Here is an 18015-nt window from a genome sequence, read left to right as displayed (position 1 = left end):
GCGGGATATCCGCAGAATCGGCTTTCCCTTTCTTACTTGAAAAACTACATCAAGTTTCTCTTCAAATGTGTGTTTTGACATAAAAGTAACCCCAAAAGTTTTTGTCTAACTTTTGGGGTTCACTTCAATGTTCGTGTCTGCCTTTTTTGTTCGATTGTTTTTTAGAAGTTCGGCTTCAATACATATTTCTCGTAAAAACGGAAGATATGTTCAACGGCTTCTTCGGCGGTATCAACTACGCGGTACAGATTTAGGTCGTCGGGGTGGATGTTATGTTCCTGATTAAGCATCTTTTCGGCAACCCAATCAAACAGTCCCTTCCAATATTCAACACCTACAAATACAATAGGGAAACGGGCAATTTTACCGGTTTGAATAAGCGTCATCGCCTCGAATGATTCATCAAGTGTGCCAAAACCGCCGGGTAATACAATGAATCCCTGTGAGTACTTCATGAACATTACCTTGCGCACAAAAAAGTAATCAAACTCCATTACCTTATCGCGGTCAATATATTTGTTATGAAATTGCTCAAAAGGCAGCTCGATATTTAAGCCTACCGATTTGCCTCCGGCCTCATAAGCGCCTTTGTTAGCGGCTTCCATAATACCCGGCCCGCCGCCCGATATTACACCATAACCGCGCTCGGTGAGCAGGCGCGCAGTAGTTTCGGCCAGTTTGTAGTAAGGATTGTCATTATGGGTACGTGCAGACCCGAATATGGAAACGCAAGGACCTATTTTAGCCAGTTTTTCAAAGCCATCGACAAACTCGGCCATTATTTTAAATATTTGCCAGGAGTCGGTTACTTTAATCTCCTGCCAGTTTTTGTTATCAAATGCATGTCTTATTTTTTCTTCACCAGTCATGTTTTTTTTATTTAGTCCGGAAGTCGGAAGTCCGAAAGTCCAGGAAGTTTTAGATGTTTGTTCTTATAGATGTTTGTAAACGTAATATTGTTTTGATCAAGCTTTCATACTTTCGGTTTTCCCGGCTTTTGGACTCGAAGTTGCCAGCAATCCAACAAATGTAATTAATCCGTTTATCAGGATGAGTTCGTTGTCGAAGGTATAGCCAAACAAATAGGCAGCGTGCGAACTAAGGTAAAAACATATCGCCGGAGATATAAGGCAGATAAAAGGCACTATTTTATCTCTTACCTGTCGGCGGCTCATAAACAACCCAAAGGAATATAAGCCCAATAAAGGCCCGTAGGTATATGATGCTACTTTAAAAATTGCGCTCACTACAGCATCGTTATTTATAGCGTTAAATACAATGATCGTCAAAAACATCAAACCCGAAAAGCCAATATGCACATAATGCCGCATGTTAACCATTTTTTTGCTGTTAATGTCTTTGCCTTTGTTAAAGTTCAAAAAGTCGACACAAAACGAGGTGGTTAAGGCCGTTAGTGCCGAATCGGTAGTGGCAAAGGTGGCAGCCGTTAAGCCAAGCATAAACACTATGGCCGGCACGATCCCCAGGTACCTTAAGGCGATGGTAGGATAGAGGTAGTCGGTTTTGGTGACGGCGATACCGTTTTTTGCAGCATACATGTACAATAGCGCACCCACACTCAAAAAGAAAATATTGATCACCACAAATACAGCTGTAAAACTGAACATGTTTTTTTGTGCTTCGCGGATATTTTTTAAGCTGAGGTTTTTCTGCATTAAATCCTGATCAAGGCCCGTCATGCCCACGGTAATGAATAAGCCGCCAATAAATTGCTTGCTAAAGTGGAAATGGCTGGTCATAAAATCGCTGAAGAAAAAGATCTTGGAGTAGCTGCTGTTCTTGATGGCATCTGCCGCCTCAAAGACGTTCATGTTCATGCTACGGCAGATAAAATATATCGACAGAAAAACAGATGATACCAGGAACAGTGTCTGCAAGCTGTCAGTAATGATGATTGTTTTTAATCCGCCTTTAAAGGTATAAGCCCATATCAGCAATAAACATATCAATACTGTAACTGCGAACGGCACCCCATAACTATCAAAAATAAATTTCTGTAATACAATTACCACCAGATATAATCTGAATGCCGAACCAATTACCCGGCTTATCAAAAATATACCTGCTGCCGTTTTATAACTCCAGTTACCTAATGCATGTTCAATATAACTGTAAATGGAGGTCAGCTTCATGCGGTAGTACAAGGGGAGTAATACGGTTGCTATGATGATAAATCCGGCAGCATTACCCAATATAAACTGGAAATAGGCAAACTGATCGCCGCTGGGTGCACCTACTTTGCCGGGGACGGAGATAAACGTCACGCCGCTAAGCGCGGTACCAATCATCCCGAAGGCCACTAAATACCATTTTGAATTACGATTGGCTACAAAGAACGTATCGTTGTCTGATGATTTGCGCGAGGTAAGCCATGAAATGACAAGCAGAACAAGAAAGTATCCAATGATAAAAGAAAGTAAAATCCCAGGCGACATTTATTTAAGTTTATTACCCCACGCGTTATTGCGAGGAACGAAGCAATCTCTACACTTGCTATTCAAATTTGTTAACCTGTCGCGCAGAGATTGCTTCGTTCCTCGCAATGACGTGGCTGATAATATTTGCCTCCCCTTGACGCGGGTGACATTATTGTCATCGAAATGACGAACTCTATATTCAATCGTAAACGGACTACGGCGATTTAGCTATTATTTTTTAAATTCGCAATATGAACTTTTCGTCGAAGTTGTTGGAGAATGCGGTGGCCGAGTTTGCCAAATTGCCGGGTGTAGGTCAGAAAACCGCTTTGCGTCTGGTGTTGCACCTGCTTAACCAGGATAAAGAAGAAGTACAAAAGTTTAGCGGTGCCATTAGTACACTCCGCAATGAGATTCGTTTTTGTGAGGTTTGCCATAATATTTCTGACCAGCAGGTGTGCGAGATCTGTTCGTCGCACAAACGCGACCTCAGCATGATCTGTGTAGTTGAAGATACCCGCGATGTGATGGCCATTGAGAACACCAGTCAGTACAATGGCGTTTACCATGTTTTAGGCGGATTGATATCACCGATGGATGGTGTCGGGCCATCTGACCTTCAGGTGGATTCGCTGGTTGAACGTTTGAAAAACGACGAAGTTAAAGAAGTGATCTTTGCGTTAAGCGCTACTATGGAAGGCGATACCACTATATTTTATCTGCACAAAAAATTAAAACAGTTTAACATTAGTATCTCAACAATCGCTCGTGGCATAGCCTTTGGAGGAGAATTGGAGTACGTAGACGAAATCACCTTAGGGCGGTCTATCGCTACACGTGTCCCGTATGAAAATTCTTTATCCAGGTAAGTATGAAACTATCGGTAATTGTAGTTAATCAGAATCGTTGCGATTTGCTTAAACTTGCGCTTAATTCTTTGATTAAAGCGTCTAGTAACATTGATTATGAGGTGATTATAGTTGACAATGCATCAACTGACAGCTCTGTAGAAATGCTTCGTGCCGATTATCCGGATATTAAATTGATTACCAATACGGTTAATGAAGGTGTGTCAAAAGCAAGCAATCAGGGTATCGGCGTTTCCAGGGGAGAGTATATTTTACTGGTCAATGCGGATACTATTTGCGGCAAAGAGACTTTAACGAAAGTTATAGAGTTTATGGATGTACATACCGATGCCAGCGGTTTAGGCATCAGAATGTTGGGTGCACAAGGCAGATTTCTGCCAGAATCAAATCGCGGCCTGACCAAGCCCTGGGTCACCTTTTTTAAACTGATAGGTTTTGCCAGGAACTTTCAAAAAACACGTTTATCAGACCGTAACCATAAAGCCTGGGTAGAGGAGTTTCAAACCTCGGAGATTGATATTCTGAACGACGCTTTTATGCTCATCCGTAAATCGGTTTTAAATGAAGTGGGTTTATTTGATGAACGCTTCGTGCAATTTGGGCACAATATTGATTTGTCTTATCGTATGCGTTTGGCGGGCTTCAAAAACTTCTATTTCCCAAAAACTTACATCATCAACTTAAAAAGCAATAACACACCTAAATTTAGCTGGCAATACATAAAGAATTTTTATGGCGCTATGCTTATCTTCGCGGCTAAGTACCTGTTCAGATTGCCTGAAATAAAAATAGAAGGCATGCAGATGTACCCGGCTGCTTATGAAGTTGAACAATAAAACCGTTATCATAACCGGTGCCTCTTCGGGTATTGGTAAATCATTAGCTCATGAATTTGCCCGCAGGGGCGCTAACCTGGTGTTAGCCGCAAGGCAATATGTTACTTTATGCCAGATAGCACAAGAGCTTCAAGATCAATATCAGATCAAAGCGCTGGCTGTGCAGTGCGATGTAACTTCAGAAAGCGATTGCCGGCACCTCATTAACCAGGCGAAACTTAGTTTTGGCAAAATTGATATCCTCATCAACAATGCAGGGATATCCATGCGCGCATTATTTAAAGACGTTGATGTACAAGTTTTAAAAACCTTGATGGACGTCAATTTCTGGGGAGCAGTGTATTGTACCAAATATGCATTACCTGAAATCGCCCAAACGCAGGGGTCTATAGTCGGCGTGTCGTCTATAGCTGGGTATAAAGGCTTGCCAGGCCGTACCGGGTATTCCGCCTCTAAGTTTGCCATGAATGGATTTTTAGATTCGCTAAGGGTTGAAAACTTAAAAACCGGCGTACATGTGATGACTGCCTGTCCAGGCTTCACAGCATCAAATATCCGTAATACGGCTTTAAATAAAGAAGGTAATCAGCAAGGCGAAAGCTCAATGCACGAAGAAAAAATGATGACCTCTGAAGAGGTTGCCAAATTAATTGTCGACGGGGTAGAGAAGCGCGAACGCACACTCATCATGACCGGCCAGGGAAAGCTAACCGTATTGCTCAGCAAAATAATCCCCGGTATTTTAGATAAGTTGGTTTATAATGTATTTACCAAAGAAAAAGATCCGCTACTGAAATAATGTGATCATATTTCAACCAGGTCATGGTGGTCAATCTTGTCCAGATTAAGCACCAGCCGCCCTTCTTCATCACGGTCAAAAGCCGGTTTAAATCTGGCCCCCCAAACTATTTCGTCGTACATATATGAAGTACGTGAGTGGACGGTCTGCGAGAAAGTATCGTCAAAAGCTTTCAACAAAACTGCAAATGTAGCCCCCGAGTTTTTAAGGTCGGCGGCTGTCATATCGCGTAACGGGCTATTGTCATCGAGCGGATGGACTATAGTCCAGCTTAGTGTTAGTATGCTTACTTTCTTGCGCTCTAAGTCTAAAGATATAAATCGGCGCTCCTGTTTTCCATTTACTTCTTCATTGTAGGAAAATATCACTTCCATGCTCAGGTCGATCAGGGTATTGCGGCGCAGGTTGGTTAGCCTGAACATTAACCCTTTGCCGCCCTGGTAAGGCGCTACCAATAAATGCTGGCTGTATTTAATCTTGGCCGACGGTTTGGAAAAGCGCCCGTATAATAAACCAGTTGCTAAGGCAAAAGCCAGCAGACCGATCATTGACTCAAAAGCAGCCACTGTATTAGCCGCCATACCATGCGGACTGATATGGCCATAACCAACTGTAGACAACGTTTGGGCCGAAAAGAAAAACGCATCCATGAAATGATAAAAGAAGCTATTACCTTCAGTGCCATCTAAAGTGCCGGGGCCTAGCGATACGTAGATCAAAGCAAATATAATATTAGCTATCAGGTACCCTGTAAGTACAATCAGCCAAAACTTAAACCAGTTCATGGTGATAAGCGAGTGGTAATTGTTAGCGGTGTTGAATATAGATAAGCCCTTACGTTTTACGTTAATAGAGCCGTCCTGGTTAATGAGCCGCTGCGTATTAACCACTGCTTTGGTGCCAAAACCAAGGTCATCCTCCGGATTAAATTTTCTTTTGTGTATTGCCATTTTGCCGTTGTGATAAAGCTGATCGCGCAACTTTTTGTAAAAATATTATTCTGCTTGCTTTTAGAAAAAACTATTTCCATATTTGCGCCGTAATGATTGCAAAAATGTTAAATAATTGGTGGTGGCTTAACGATTAAATCGTAAGGCAAACTCCTGTTATAAAAAATATTAAAAAGGGTTGCCGCGTGGTAACCCTTTTTTGTTGACAGCATTTAAAGGTCATTAATCAATTAAATCCCACACGGGGCATATATGAAACAGATACTTAATCATCTTTTTGAGAACAAGACACTAACGCGCGAGCAGGCTAAAGATATACTGACACTTATTTCGCAGGGGCAGTTTAATACTTCGCAGATCACTGCTTTTATGACGGCTTATTGCATGCGCACAATCAAGGTTGCTGAGCTTGAAGGTTTCAGAGATGCAATGTTAGACTTGTGCCTGGCGGTTGATCTGGGTACTGACGATGTGATAGACCTTTGCGGTACCGGCGGCGATGGCAAGGATACCTTCAATATATCAACGCTGGCCTCATTTGTTGTAGCCGGTGCCGGCTACCAGGTTGCCAAGCATGGTAATTATGGGGTATCGTCGGGATGTGGTTCGTCAAATGTGATGGAGTATTTGGGGTATAAGTTTACCAATGATCTGGATACCCTGAAAAGGAATCTGGCCGAAGCCAATATTTGCTTTTTACATGCGCCGCTGTTTCATCCGGCCATGAAAACCGTGGCGCCTATCCGCCGTGAGTTAGGGGTAAAAACTTTCTTTAACATGCTAGGCCCTATGGTAAATCCGGCAAAGCCGAAAAATCAATTAGTCGGGGTTTATAATTTGGAGCTGGCGCGGATGTATGCTTATCTGTATCAGCGCTCTGATAAAAAATATACAATATTGAATGCCCTGGAAGGATATGACGAAATATCATTAACCTGCGATTTTAAGACCTTTACACCGCAAGGCGAGAAAGTACACAGGCTGAGAGAGTTGGGTTTTGAAAAAGTAGCCCCCTCAACTATAACCGGCGGCGCTACGGTTGATGAATCGGCAGGGATATTTATGCGGGTGCTTAATAATGAAGCGACGACTACTCAAAGTAACGTGGTTTTGGCAAATGCGGCGTTAGCTATTCAAACCATTAAACCCGAAAAAACGTTTGCCGATTGTTTCTATGAAGCTGAGGAAGCGTTATTAAGCAAAAAAGCACTGAAAGGTTTTAAAACCCTTATAGGTAACTAAGATGAAAATAAAGGTTTGCGGATTAAAATATCCTGACAATATCAAAGCTATAGAAAAACTGAAACCCGAATACATGGGTTTTATTTTCTATGGGCGCTCGCCGCGTTTTGTGGCAGATATTAATACGGACGCTTTAGCTGCCATACCATCAGTCATTATCAAAACAGGTGTTTTTGTTAACGAAAGTGCCGAAAAGGTAGGGCAGCTTATAGAAAACTACGGTTTTGGTGCTGTACAACTGCATGGAAATGAATCGCCTGAGTTTGCTGAACAATTTAAGGGCAAAGTACAGGTGTTAAAAGCCTTTGGTGTAAACGAAGATTTTGACTTTACGCAACTGAATGGCTACGCTGGCAAAGTGGATTACTTTTTGTTTGATACCAAGACTGATGCGCACGGCGGCTCAGGCAAAACCTTTAACTGGGATATATTGAACCAATATAAATTAGAGGTGCCGTTTTTTTTAAGCGGCGGTTTGAGTTTAGATAACCTGGAGCAGATCAGCAAGATCACGCATCCGCAATTTTATGGGGTAGACTTGAACAGTAAATTCGAGATCGAACCTGGATTAAAAGATATAGAAAAATTAAGACAGGCTTTTAGCCTGATAAATCAAGATAACACGCATGAAGTACGGAGTTAACGAACAAGGATATTACGGCGATTTCGGCGGCGCATACGTGCCTGAAATGCTTTATCCGAATGTGGAAGAATTAAGGCAGCAATATTTAAATATCCTGAATGATGCCGATTTTAAAGCTGAGTTTGACCAGCTTTTGAAAGACTATGTTGGCCGGCCATCTCCGTTGTATTATGCCAAACGCTATTCGGAGAAATACGGCGCCAATATTTTTTTAAAGCGCGAGGATTTGAACCATACGGGTTCACACAAGATCAACAATGCCATTGGTCAGATCTTATTGGCGCAACGCCTGGGTAAAAAACGCATCATAGCCGAAACAGGTGCCGGTCAGCATGGCGTGGCTACGGCTACGGTCTGCGCGCTGAAAGGTATAGAGTGTGTGGTTTATATGGGCGAGATCGACATGGAACGCCAGGCGCCAAATGTCGCCCGCATGAAAATGCTGGGCGCGAAAGTTGTTCCGGCCAAATCAGGCAGTAAAACTTTGAAAGACGCTACTAACGAAGCATTGCGCGATTGGATAGCCAACCCTGTTGACACACATTATATCATCGGCTCGGTGGTAGGGCCATATCCTTACCCGGATATGGTGGCGCGTTTTCAATCTATTATATCGTTTGAAACAAAAAAACAACTGTTGGAACATACCGGTAAAGAACTGCCTGAATATGTGATGGCTTGTGTAGGCGGCGGCAGTAATGCCATGGGTATGTTCTACCATTTTTTGGAGGATGAAAGCGTGAAACTGGTAGCTGTTGAAGCAGCGGGTAAAGGTGTAGACAGCGGGCATTCTGCAGCTACAACATTCTTGGGCAAAGAGGGTGTATTGCATGGCAGCCGTACTATATTAATGCAAACCGAGGACGGGCAGGTTGTAGAACCCTATTCGGTTTCGGCCGGGTTAGATTATCCGGGTATCGGTCCGCAGCATGCGCATTTATATAAAATTAAACGCGCCCAGTATGCCAGCGTTACTGACGATGAAGCTTTAAACGCCGGTTTATTGTGCTGCCAGTTGGAAGGGATCATTCCGGCAATTGAATCAGCGCATGCTTTAGCGCAACTGGAAAAAATGAAATTTAAAAAGGATGATAATGTGGTGATCTGTCTTTCTGGACGCGGGGATAAGGATTTGAACACTTATATTAAATATTTTAATTACTAGAGTAGTACATGGTCGATAGTCCATAGACCATGGTATTGTATGAATGGACTTTAACATAATGAAACAGCTATGGGCTATTGTCCATAGATTATGGACTCAAAACATATGAACCGGCTTAATCAACTTTTCGCTACCAAAAAAAATAATTTACTGTCGATATATTACACAGCAGGGTATCCTGAATTGAATACCACTTTGGATATTGCCGAAGCTTTAGAGAAAGCCGGTGCCGATTTCCTGGAGGTTGGTTTTCCATATTCAGACCCGGTAGCTGACGGGCCGACTATTCAAAACAGTTCGCAACAGGCGTTGGATAAGGGTATGACGCTTAATGTGCTGTTTGACCAGTTGAAAGATCTGCGTCAACGTGTTAGTATTCCCATTTTGCTGATGGGTTATATTAACCCGATAGTGCAATATGGTATTGAGCGTTTCTGTAAGCAAGCCGCCGAGGTAGGGGTAGACGGCGTGATAGTTCCCGACCTGCCAATGTATGAGTATGAAACCATTTATGCTAAACATTTTCAGGATAATAACCTGAGCAATATCTTCCTGGTAACACCGCAGACCTCGCCAGATCGTATCCGTAAGATCGATGAGTTGAGTAATAGCTTTATCTACCTGCTTTCATCTTCATCTATCACCGGCGGCAGCCTGAACGTATCTGATGTTATTGAAGCATATTATACCCGTGTTAAAGCTATGAATCTGAAAAATCCAACCATTATCGGTTTTGGAATATCAGACAACGCAACCTTTAATAAAGCCTGCCAGTACGCCAATGGTGCCATTGTGGGTAGTAAGTTTGTGAAGTTGCTCGAAGAGGATAACTACCTGGAAAAGATTCCGGAATTTGTGAAAAACATAAGACCTTAGCAAATTTGTCATTTCGACGAGGAACGAGGAGAAATCTATACACCCGTTCATATGCTCGTGTATAGATCTCTCACTATGTTCGAGATGACATATTTAGGCTATATCTTTTACAGATACAGCTCCAAATCGCCCTTGCCTTCGCGCACGATCTCTAAATCGCCTGACGTGCAATCAATTACTGTTGATGCAACGTTATCGCCATAACCACCGTCGATAACGATATCTACCAAATCCTCATATTTTTCGTGAATTAGCTCAGGATCAGTTGAGTATTCAATGATATCGTCTTCATCGCGGATAGAGGTGGATACAATAGGATTACCCAATTCCTTAACAATACACCGCGCGATGTTATTATCAGGCACACGTATACCTACGGTTTTTTTATTAGAGCTTAGCAACTTTGGTACATTGTGGCTGGCATTGAAAATAAAAGTAAACGGTCCGGGTAATGCTTTTTTTAATACCCTGAAGATAGTATTATCTATCGGTTTGATGTAATCTGAGATATGGCTCAAATCATAGCAAACGAAGGAAAAATTAGCTTTTTCGGGTTTGATATTCCTGATCTTGCAAATAGCCTCAATAGCCCGGTGATTGGTAATATCGCAACCTAAACCGTACACGGTGTCAGTAGGGTAGATGATTAATCCGCCTTTGCGCAGTACCTCTACCACCTGCTCAATGATTTTTGGATTTGGATTTTCTGGATAGATCTTAATCAGCATAGGGCTATATTTTGGTACAAAGCTACAATATACAACAAAAGCAACCTTATGAAGTTGCTTTTGAACTAACAGCATTAAATGCAGGTTGTTTATATTGTATTCCGATTAATTATGCTTGTTTAGCAAATTGAACGTTGATAGTCAATTTAATATCGTCGCCTAAAACGATTGAACCAGTTTCGGTTACGCCATCCCAGGTTAAACCAAAATCTTTACGGTTGATTTTACCGGTTACCTCAAAACCCGCTTTTGTATTACCGTAAAAGTCAGTAGCAGAACCGCCGTGTTCAACGTCAAGAGCTACTGATTTGGTAACACCTTTAATGGTCAGATCGCCCACTAATTTCGAACCGTCAAATGAGGTTGATTTAAAAGTGATTTTTGGAAACTGCTCAGCATCAAAGAATTCAGCTGATTTCAAGTGTCCGTCGCGTTGTGGCTGGTTCGTGTCGATGCTGTCAACATCTAACGAAAAGTTAATATTAGCGCCGGTAAAATCATCGTTTTCTGTTTCCAGATCGCCTTCAAATGTTCTGAATGAACCGGTTACTGTTGAGATAACTAAGTGTCTTACTTTAAATTGTACTTCTGAGTGCATTGGGTCCAAAACCCATTTTGTTGTTGCCATGATCTTGATTGTTTTAAATTATAAGACAAATGTAACAACATTATATGTTTAAACATGTAATTTGATTGTAATTAAATCTATCCTTTTTAAAACAACCTGCCGGCGACGGCTTTGTTTCGAAAAAATCCAATAAAAAAGGGGCATAGAGCCCCTTTTTTAAAATGGATATCGCCTGATATTATGCTAAAACTTGCTTCACAATTTCTGCAGCTTCTTTTAAAAGAATGGCCGAGTAAACTTTTAAGCCCGAGTTATCAATCAGATCTTTAGCCTCTTTAGCGTTGGTGCCTTGTAAACGTACAATGATAGGCACCGGGATATTGCCAATCTCTTTATAAGCGTCAATAACACCTTGAGCAACACGGTCGCACCGAACAATACCGCCAAAGATGTTGATCAGGATAGCTTTTACATTCGGATCGCTCAGGATGATGTTAAATCCGGCTTTAACGGTTTGTGCGTTAGCTGTACCGCCTACATCCAGGAAGTTAGCAGGCTCGCCACCGGCTAATTTGATAATATCCATGGTAGCCATTGCCAAACCGGCGCCATTAACCATACAGCCGACGTTACCGTCCAGCTTTACATAGTTAAGGTTTGATTTTCCTGCTTCAACTTCGGTAGGGTCTTCCTCGTTAGTATCGCGCATGGCTGCATAATCCGGGTGGCGGTATAGTGCATTGTCATCCAGATTTACTTTAGCATCAACAGCTAATATTTTATTGTCAGATGTCTTTAATACCGGGTTAATCTCAAACATTGAGGAGTCGGTAGCATCATAAGCTTTATATAACGCGGCTATGAATTTAGTCATGTCCTTAAACGCATCGCCCGACAAACCCAGGTTAAACGCAATTTTACGGGTTTGGAAACCTTGCAAACCTACTTTAGGATCGATCTCTTCTTTAAATATAAGATGCGGCGTGTGCGCAGCAACTTCTTCGATATCCATACCACCTTCGGTTGAATACATGATAATATTGCGGCCTTTAGCACGGTCAAGCAATACGCTGATATAAAATTCTTTGGTTTCGCTTTCGCCTGGGTAGTAAACATCTTGCGCAATTAATACTTTACGTACCAGTTTACCTTCAGGGCCGGTTTGTGGCGTAACCAGTTGCATACCTAAAATGTCGGTAGCTCTTTGTTTAACCTCGTCTAAGTTTTTGGCCAGCTTTACACCACCGCCTTTACCGCGACCACCTGCATGTATTTGTGCTTTAATTACAACCCAGCTGGAGTTGTAATCTTCCTTCATTCTTTTGGCTGCCTCAACAGCTTGCTCAGGGGTATCGGCAATAATGCCTTCCTGAACCCTAACACCAAAACTTTTTAATATTTGCTTTCCCTGGTATTCGTGAATATTCATTTTGTTCGAAGATTTGCGGTAAATCTACAGATTTTGTTTTGAAAGTTAGAGAATAGCCGTCAGAGATTAGCGATAAGTTTGGTTTAATGAATTATTATTAAACGTCGATTTACTCAAACAACCCTTAACAAAAAACGCAACTAATCACCAATCTCTAACCACTAATCACTATTTTTACAAAATGCTTAAAGCAACAGCAATCAACAAATCATACGGTCAGCTTCAGATATTAAAAGGGGTTGATTTCGAAGTTCAGAGAGGAGAGATCGTTACTATAGTAGGCGCATCCGGCGCTGGTAAGAGCACATTACTTAATATATTGGGCACGCTGGACAGGCCCGACTCTGGCCAGTTATTTATTAATGATGTTGAGTTAAGCCGGCTTAATAATAAAAGCCTGAGCGATTTCCGTAACCGTGAGATTGGCTTCATCTTTCAGTTTCACCACTTGCTGGCCGAGTTCGATGCCCTGGAAAATGTTTGTATTCCTGCTTTTATAGCGGGTACACCACGCCAGGATGCAGCTCAACGTGCTGCCGAGCTTTTAGAGCTATTGGGCCTCGGGCATCGTCTCCATCATAAACCTAATGCGCTTTCGGGTGGAGAGCAACAGCGCGTTGCCGTAGCCCGTGCGTTGATCAATAATCCGGCCCTTATTTTTGCCGACGAACCGTCAGGCAATCTTGACTCAACCAATGCACGCGAGTTGCACGAACTATTCGGCAAGCTGCGCGATGAGTTCAACCAAACCTTTGTAATTGTGACCCATAATGAGGAGCTGGCCGATATATCAGATCGGAAAGTGGTAATGATGGATGGTTTAATAGTGCAGTAAAGTGGGTATTCTTATAACATCGGCTATGTCCGCTAAAGCACATGGTCTTAAAAATCAATTAAATAACAATAACGGCCATATTATTTTAGGCGATTATCATGATCTGCCCCAATTTATGCTGTCAGATAAATTAATTAAATTACCTGATCCGGCATTGGCCTCGTATGCTCACCAGATGCTTAGTCTTTGTTTGGATAACAGTATTAGTATTATTTACGTATTAGATAACAAAGAGGCCGGCCAGTTAACAGAAGCCAGACAACTATTTGCCGAATACGATATAGAAATAAACACAGATGACATATAACGAGATAGACGAGCGTAAAAAAGCTTTTATATTTGAGTTGGACAATGTGATCTATCCCGAAAAGGATTATCTTTTTCAGGTTTATTATCTTTTTGCCAGTTTTTTGGAGTATACAGAATTGTTTGATGCCAAGGTAATAACCGATTTGATGGTTAACACTTACCATGCAGAAGGGAAAGACAAGGTATTTGACAAAGTGAAACAGATGTTTGCCATTGATGAGAAATATCGCGTTAATTTCCATCATTTAATGTATACGGTTAAGCTGCCGTTAAAGCTGTTGATTTTTCAAAATATGCTTGATATGTTGCAGGAAATTGTAGTCGACCGTAAAAAGATATTTATTGTTACCAATGGCAATCCGGCTTTGCAATTAAACAAGATCAGGCAAACAGAGTGGCGCGGCCTCGAGCAATACTTGACCTGTTATTTCGCCGAAGAAACTAAGCCGATGCCCGAGCCGGATGTTATCCATCAGCTAATAAAAGAACATGATTTAGAGCGCGGGGATATTGTGATGATTGGCCGGTCGCAAGAAAGTAAAGACTGCGCCGAAGCCACTGGAATTGACTATCATAGCGCGAAGGAAATTTTATAATTACTTAAGTACAACATCATTATATGTTGTAACGTTAAAGAGAACTTGATAAGAAATATGAAAAAAATAATATTAGGCATTTTATTAGCTAGCGGTTTTTTTGCGGCATGTAAAAAAAACAACAATAACCCCAATAATAACAATAATGGGGGCGGAGCCTCGAAAAACGGATCTACACTTGATTTGATAAAAGACTCTGTTTATTTATACGCCAAAGAAGATTACTATTGGTATAGCAGTATCCCGTCTTACAGCACATTTAATCCGCGTTCATTTACCGGCAGCACAGATCTGGAAGCTTTACAGAGTGAGATAAATGCTATTTCCCAAACCAATCAGTATGAATACTATGATGCAGCCCCTGGCGAAGCTAAATATTCATTTATAGATCAGGGCGAGGTATCTTCAGAACTTGGTGGTACTAACAGTAACTTTGGTTTTGCGCCGCTTTATAATGAAGTAAATGACCTGCGCATAAAATATGTTTATCCGGGTTCGCCGGCTGATTTGGCCGGCATAAAGCGTGGTTATAAAATAACAGCCATTAATGGCAATAGCTCAATCAATTATGATGGGGCAGACGGTACAAATACCAATTTTGTAATTAATGCGACATTTAACAGCAATACCGTTAACATGACGCTGCAGCGCAATGATCTATCTACTTTCCAGGTTACAATAAATGCTGCCGACTATACCATTAACCCTGTTCTTACTTATAAAACTATATCACTAAGCAATGGCAAAGTAGTTGGTTACATTGTGTTTAACTCGTTTACGTCTGATGAGAATGCGGACCCTAAATTAGATCAGGCTTTCAACTATTTCCAGTCGCAGGGTGTTACCGACCTGGTAGTAGATCTTCGTTATAACGGTGGTGGATACGTATCAACAGCCGAGTATATCGATAACCTGATCGTTCCGGCTGCAAAGAATAATACCACCATGTATGCTTATCATTTTAATGATATCCTGACTAATAATAAAGAAACCTTGCTGGCTAACCAGTTCAGAAGAGATAATTCAAACCAGCTTTATAACCTGGCTCAGATCGACTATTCAGTCGCCGCAAATACTCAGAAGTTTGCTAAAAAAGGCAGTTTAAATTTAAGCCGCGTATTTTTCATTGTGAGCGGTTCAACGGCTTCTGCCAGCGAGTTAACCATCAATAATTTACGCCCGCATATGGATGTGCAGTTAATAGGTACTACCACATACGGCAAGCCTGTTGGTTTCTTCGATATCGATATTAATAAATATCAAATGTATATACCCGAGTTTGAAACACAAAACTCTGCAGGGCAGGGTGGGTATTACGCAGGCATGACCCCTGGTACAAGCGGTTACCCCGGTATAAAAGATTATGATGATGTTACCAAAGAGTTTGGCGATACTACAGAAACTTTACTACATCATGCTTTAACCTATGTGCGCAAAGGCACTTATGCGTTGGCTACACAAAAGATTCAGGGTTTAAGTGCACAGCGTACGCTGTCGATAGATCAGGCTAATAAAGCAGCTGTTGCTTTAGAAGGTAAGAAGTTTAGGGGGATGGTGTTTAATAAGTTTAAGAAGTAAGAGACTTTCTAAATTAAAGGAATAATAACCTTTAATTTAGAAATATCTAAATAAACTATTGAACCATTGAGCCTCTAAAATGAACCATTGAACCAATAAACAAATAATTATATTTGCAGGCAAGGTACTAATCAACTAAACAACTAATATCGCCAATGAACCATCTCGTATCCCCGTCAATTTTATCAGCTGATTTTGGTAACCTGCAACGCGATATTGAAATGCTTAACAATAGTGAGGCCGACTGGATACATGTAGATATTATGGATGGGGTATTTGTGCCTAATATTTCATTTGGTTTCCCCGTGGCCGAAGTAGCAAAAAAACATGCAACTAAACCCCTGGACGTGCATTTGATGATTGTGGAGCCTGATCGTTACCTGAAGCGCTTTGCAGAGGCGGGCGCCTACGGTTTGACGGTGCAGTTGGAAGCTTGCCCTAATTTGCATCGTACTGTACAAGTTATTAAAGAACTGGGCTGCAGGGCAGGGGTAGCCATCAATCCGCATTCGCCGGTGGCTTTACTGGATGACATTATAGCAGATCTGGACCTGGTATTAGTCATGTCTGTAAACCCGGGTTTCGGCGGTCAGCATTTTATCGAAAATACTTACAAGAAAGTGTCCGAAACCAAAAACCTGATCGAAAAACGCAACTCAAAAGCGTTGATCGAGGTTGATGGGGGTGTGGATAAAACCAACGCCGGAAAACTATATGCAGCAGGAGCTAATGTATTGGTTGCAGGTAGCTCGGTATTCGCCGCATCCAAGCCCTCAGAAATGATCTCGGCGTTAAAACATGCCTGAAGTTTATTACAATCGTAATAAATATACTATCACCATTTAAAATTCTTTAAACAAAGGGCTTTAAAAGCAATAATTATTAAATATTTGTATTTTTTAAAATAAATGCAAATAAAACCTTCAAACTTTGTCAAATTCATTACCTTTGCCGCAGCAAAATACAAAGTTCTTAATTTGCATGGCGCAACAACCAATTTAATAACATATGAAACATAACTTTGGTGCCGGACCGGGCATCTTACCTCATGAAGTGTTAAAGCAAGCTGCCGAGGCAGTTGTTGATCTTAATGGAATCGGTTTATCTCTGTTAGAGATATCGCACCGCTCGGCTGAGTTCGAGGCTGTGCTGGACGAAGCCGTTAAGTTAGTTAAAGAATTGTTAGAAGTTCCGGAAGGTTATTCGGTATTGTTTTTACAAGGCGGCGCAAGCACTCAGTTTGCTATGGTGCCTTATAACCTGTTACCATCTACCGGAAAAGCTGCTTACCTGGATTCGGGTGTGTGGGCAAGCAAGGCTTTAAAAGAAGCTAAATATTTTGGTGAGGTAGATATCATTGCGACATCAAAAGAAAGTAACTATACGTATATCCCTAAAGATTATACCGTACCAACTGATGCAGCGTATTTTCACATTACTTCCAATAATACTATCTACGGTACACAGTTGCATGAGTTTCCTAAATCGCCTATACCAATGGTTTGCGACATGTCATCAGACATTTTCAGCCGCAAAGTTAACGTAGCCGATTTTGGTTTGATATATGCCGGTGCTCAGAAAAACATGGGCCCTGCAGGTACTACACTGGTAATTATAAAAGACGAGATACTGGGTAAAGTTGACCGTAAGATTCCTTCAATGCTTAACTATCAGACACAAATTGATGGTGGCTCAATGTATAACACGCCGCCGGTATTTGCTATCTACGTTTCGATGCTTACCCTACGCTGGTTAAAATCAAAAGGTGGTGTTGAAGCTATCGCTCAGGAAAATAAAGCTAAATCGAATGCATTATATGCAGAGATAGACCGCAATCCATTATTCAAACCGGTTTGTAAGGTTGAAGACCGCTCAGACATGAACGTTTGCTTCGTGATGGAAAATCCGGAACACGAAAAGTCATTCCTGAAACTATGCGACGAAAAAGGTATAGTAGGCGTGAAGGGCCACAGAAGTGTTGGTGGTTTCCGCGCTTCAATTTACAATGCATTGCCAATCACCAGCGTACATGCACTGATTGACGCGATGCAGGAATTTCAAGAGAACAATAAATAATTAAAAGACTGAAGATTAGTTACTGAAGATTGGTGCTTAGCCGCTCGTCATAACTAATCTTTAACTTCAATCTTTAAA

At 41.5% G+C, this 18015-nt stretch carries 19 protein-coding genes; 13 read left to right on the top strand and 6 right to left on the bottom strand.

Annotation, left to right across the window (positions count from 1 at the left end; all coding sequences use genetic code 11):
- Positions 1-161: 161 nt before the first annotated feature.
- A complete protein-coding gene (locus tag ABD772_RS06040) occupies positions 162-869 on the bottom strand; it encodes an LOG family protein (RefSeq protein WP_345101768.1) in 708 nt (235 codons plus the stop codon).
- A gap of 96 nt (positions 870-965) precedes the next feature.
- On the bottom strand, positions 966-2456 hold the full coding sequence (locus tag ABD772_RS06035; RefSeq protein WP_345101766.1) for a sodium:solute symporter: 1491 nt from the start codon (positions 2454-2456) through the stop codon (positions 966-968).
- 233 nt (positions 2457-2689) lie between these two features.
- On the opposite strand from ABD772_RS06035, the gene recR reads away from it, so the two are divergent.
- The 3 genes from recR to ABD772_RS06020 are packed head-to-tail and all read left to right on the top strand — an operon-like array spanning position 2690 to position 4942.
- On the top strand, positions 2690-3307 hold the full coding sequence (gene recR / locus ABD772_RS06030; RefSeq protein ID WP_345101764.1) for a recombination mediator RecR: 618 nt from the start codon (positions 2690-2692) through the stop codon (positions 3305-3307).
- 2 nt (positions 3308-3309) lie between these two features.
- Positions 3310-4143, top strand: coding sequence for a glycosyltransferase family 2 protein (locus ABD772_RS06025; protein WP_345101762.1), 834 nt, complete (start codon positions 3310-3312; stop codon positions 4141-4143).
- Complete coding sequence (locus ABD772_RS06020; protein ID WP_345101760.1) at positions 4127-4942, top strand: SDR family oxidoreductase; 816 nt, start codon at positions 4127-4129, stop codon at positions 4940-4942. Before ABD772_RS06025 ends, ABD772_RS06020 begins: the two co-directional genes overlap by 17 nt.
- A gap of 5 nt (positions 4943-4947) precedes the next feature.
- On the opposite strand, the gene ABD772_RS06015 is transcribed toward ABD772_RS06020, so the two are convergent.
- The gene (locus ABD772_RS06015) at positions 4948-5892 is read right to left on the bottom strand and encodes an ion channel (protein WP_345101758.1); all 945 of its coding nucleotides are present in this window, start codon (positions 5890-5892) and stop codon (positions 4948-4950) included.
- A 252-nt stretch (positions 5893-6144) separates the two neighbouring features.
- Between ABD772_RS06015 and trpD the strand changes: the two genes are divergently transcribed.
- From trpD to trpA, 4 genes are all read left to right on the top strand, one after another.
- Positions 6145-7134, top strand: a complete 990-nt coding sequence (trpD, locus tag ABD772_RS06010; protein WP_345101756.1) for an anthranilate phosphoribosyltransferase — start codon at positions 6145-6147, stop codon at positions 7132-7134.
- Between the two features lies 1 nt (position 7135).
- The gene (locus ABD772_RS06005) at positions 7136-7777 is read left to right on the top strand and encodes a phosphoribosylanthranilate isomerase (protein WP_345101754.1); all 642 of its coding nucleotides are present in this window, start codon (positions 7136-7138) and stop codon (positions 7775-7777) included.
- Complete coding sequence (gene trpB / locus ABD772_RS06000; protein WP_345101752.1) at positions 7761-8942, top strand: tryptophan synthase subunit beta; 1182 nt, start codon at positions 7761-7763, stop codon at positions 8940-8942. The genes ABD772_RS06005 and trpB overlap by 17 nt, the downstream gene beginning before the upstream one ends.
- A 105-nt stretch (positions 8943-9047) precedes the next feature.
- Positions 9048-9818, top strand: coding sequence for a tryptophan synthase subunit alpha (trpA, locus tag ABD772_RS05995; protein WP_345101776.1), 771 nt, complete (start codon positions 9048-9050; stop codon positions 9816-9818).
- A 107-nt stretch (positions 9819-9925) separates the two neighbouring features.
- On the opposite strand, the gene ABD772_RS05990 is transcribed toward trpA, so the two are convergent.
- The 3 genes from ABD772_RS05990 to sucC form a co-directional block, all read right to left on the bottom strand.
- On the bottom strand, positions 9926-10546 hold the full coding sequence (locus ABD772_RS05990; RefSeq protein ID WP_345101750.1) for an L-threonylcarbamoyladenylate synthase: 621 nt from the start codon (positions 10544-10546) through the stop codon (positions 9926-9928).
- A 109-nt stretch (positions 10547-10655) separates the two neighbouring features.
- On the bottom strand, positions 10656-11174 hold the full coding sequence (locus tag ABD772_RS05985; RefSeq protein ID WP_345101748.1) for a YceI family protein: 519 nt from the start codon (positions 11172-11174) through the stop codon (positions 10656-10658).
- Between the two features lie 178 nt (positions 11175-11352).
- The gene (gene sucC, locus ABD772_RS05980) at positions 11353-12543 is read right to left on the bottom strand and encodes an ADP-forming succinate--CoA ligase subunit beta (protein WP_345101746.1); all 1191 of its coding nucleotides are present in this window, start codon (positions 12541-12543) and stop codon (positions 11353-11355) included.
- Between the two features lie 181 nt (positions 12544-12724).
- Between sucC and ABD772_RS05975 the strand changes: the two genes are divergently transcribed.
- From ABD772_RS05975 to serC, 6 genes are all read left to right on the top strand, one after another.
- Positions 12725-13378, top strand: coding sequence for an ABC transporter ATP-binding protein (locus tag ABD772_RS05975; protein ID WP_345101744.1), 654 nt, complete (start codon positions 12725-12727; stop codon positions 13376-13378).
- A gap of 25 nt (positions 13379-13403) precedes the next feature.
- The gene (locus ABD772_RS05970; protein ID WP_345101742.1) at positions 13404-13685 is read left to right on the top strand and encodes an ATP-grasp domain-containing protein; all 282 of its coding nucleotides are present in this window, start codon (positions 13404-13406) and stop codon (positions 13683-13685) included.
- A complete protein-coding gene (locus ABD772_RS05965) occupies positions 13675-14283 on the top strand; it encodes an HAD family hydrolase (protein WP_345101741.1) in 609 nt (202 codons plus the stop codon). Before ABD772_RS05970 ends, ABD772_RS05965 begins: the two co-directional genes overlap by 11 nt.
- A 57-nt stretch (positions 14284-14340) precedes the next feature.
- Positions 14341-15861 (top strand): S41 family peptidase, encoded by a 1521-nt coding sequence (locus tag ABD772_RS05960; protein ID WP_345101739.1) that lies wholly within the window; start codon positions 14341-14343, stop codon positions 15859-15861.
- 155 nt (positions 15862-16016) lie between these two features.
- Complete coding sequence (gene rpe, locus ABD772_RS05955) at positions 16017-16667, top strand: ribulose-phosphate 3-epimerase (protein ID WP_345101737.1); 651 nt, start codon at positions 16017-16019, stop codon at positions 16665-16667.
- A gap of 202 nt (positions 16668-16869) precedes the next feature.
- Positions 16870-17937 carry a 3-phosphoserine/phosphohydroxythreonine transaminase gene (gene serC / locus ABD772_RS05950; RefSeq protein ID WP_345101735.1) on the top strand — a complete coding sequence of 356 codons (1068 nt, stop codon included), beginning with the start codon at positions 16870-16872 and terminating at the stop codon, positions 17935-17937.
- Positions 17938-18015: the final 78 nt, after the last annotated feature.

Source organism: Mucilaginibacter panaciglaebae (assembly GCF_039539265.1).
Taxonomy (GTDB): domain Bacteria; phylum Bacteroidota; class Bacteroidia; order Sphingobacteriales; family Sphingobacteriaceae; genus Mucilaginibacter; species Mucilaginibacter panaciglaebae.
Note: the sequence above shows the minus strand (reverse complement) of the source record. Positions and strands in the feature narration are given on the sequence as shown.